Source organism: Parabacteroides sp. AM08-6 (genome assembly GCF_003473295.1).
GTDB lineage: Bacteria > Bacteroidota > Bacteroidia > Bacteroidales > Tannerellaceae > Parabacteroides.
In genome coordinates, this window is the sequence record NZ_QRMP01000068.1 from 1 (window position 1) to 2,007 (window position 2,007).

Genomic DNA, 2,007 nt, shown 5'->3' on the forward strand with positions numbered 1-2,007 from the left:
CCAGCGACCACGACTCACATCAATTGGATAGGACAGTTTGATGACGCCCATACGTATGGCATATCTTTGAAACCTCAAAAAAAAGACAAAAAACAGGAGCTTTATGGAAATTGGATTAGCCAAGATGGTAAAAACGAATGGATAATCGGCTTGTATGATTCATTGGCCATTTATAAAAATGAATACTGGAATTATAAAGAATTCAAAAAGAAAGGGAAACGTTATCTGATAACATTGGAGAACGAAACCGGAACTTGCCGGTTGGATTTGATGCAGCAAAAGAATGGACTATGTCTTGTCTCAGAGCAAAATAAAGAGATCCTGTGCGGAAAAAAACCGAACAATCAATTAAAGCCAACTCCGTCTAATGAGGATTTTACCGATTTCTTCCGTAAGGATACAGCTTATATACAAGGCTATTTAAAAGGATATGATCCGGTATTGGGCTTTTCTACCGGGCTGATTTATTTGAATAATGAGATTACAAGAGATGATTACCCCACTGTCGTGACTATTCATCCGGACGGACGTTTCGAGTGTAAATTAGTATTGATACATCCGGTTTCATTATCTATGTCTATTTGTAATGGCGGAATTCCTTTTTATCTGGAACCCGGGCAAAAACTTACTGTGTTTGTTGATTATGAGAGTTTGACGGATTTTGTGCGTACTTGGGATAATGCTACATTTGTAAAAGATTTATGTTACATGGGGGAATCGGCTTCTATTTGCCGGGGGATTGCTAAGACACAGAATTTATTCGGATACGATTATAAGGCTCTAGATGATTACAAAAAACTGACTCCCGAACAATATAGTCAAAAAAGAAGTCATGTCCTTGCCGAATGGGAAAATATGGCGGACTCTATTATCCGAGCAGATAATTATTCACTCAAAGCTGCCCGTATGCTCCGTAATTCGGCTTTCTTGCGACATGCTGGAAATATGCTTGATTTTGTGAGAATGCGTAATGATGAGGCCATGGTAGACACAACAACTCAAGTGCTGAAAGTAAAGGAAGACGATTCTTATTACGATTTTTTGAAACAAATGCCTTTGGATGATTATACATTTTTGGCATGCAACCATTTTAGCTCTTTCATTAATAGATTCGAATATATGAGACTTGTTTTTTCTCGTGGTTATTTTTTTATGGATAAAGGAGGGAATGTAGATTTGGTAAGCTCGATAATAAAAGATTATGAACAGACAGCTAATCGGTTGAAGACGTTTTTGGGAACAGATAAAATCCCGTTTGCTTTACAAATTGCGCAAGTAAGAAGTTTAAATTCCACAATGTCGTTCTTAGAAGATGAAGAATTGTCCAAACGATTTATCGAAGGTCTGAAAGCAAATCTTTCTATTCCGTTTTTGAGTGAAGAATGCGATAATATGTATAACAAGATTTATGCCGATAAAAGCGGAAGTTTCATATTGCCTGAAGGAAAGGGAAAAGAAATCTTTACTAAAATCGCGGATAAATATAAAGGAAAATACCTGATGGTCGACTTTTGGGCTACCACTTGCGGACCTTGCCGGGGAGAAATTAAATGGTCTGCGGAGTTACGTAAAAAGTACAAGGGCAGTAAAGATATAGCTTTTGTCTTTATCACCAGTGAAGACGAATCACCGGAGCGGGATTATGTGAAATATGTAGAAGAAAATTTGAAAGATGAAGATTGCTACCGTATTCCCGCAAGCGACTATCATTATTTGAGAGAGCTGTTCCATTTCAACGGAATTCCTCATTATGTAACACTGAATAGGGAAGGACGTGTCTTGAGAGAAAATTTGTATTATTTTAATCTTGAATATGGCTTACTCCAGCTATTGGAGAAAGAACAAGAAAATAAAGAATAACCTATAGGAGATGGGGTATATCGTTTCGATTACAAAATACTCAAATGATGAACATATTGTCACTTGGTTGAGATATGATAGTCCTTGATAATTATATATTTTATGTTATCTATTACAATATATATTCTTATATTTGCCCACTGACTT

1 protein-coding gene is annotated in these 2,007 nt (G+C 36.5%); it reads left to right on the top strand.

The genetic code is table 11. The annotated features are described in order from the left end of the window. Window positions 1-1,860 (top strand): TlpA disulfide reductase family protein (locus tag DW103_RS17810; RefSeq protein ID WP_147381252.1); only part of this gene is annotated, 1,860 nt, incomplete at its 5' end. Window positions 1,861-2,007 lie beyond the last annotated feature (147 nt).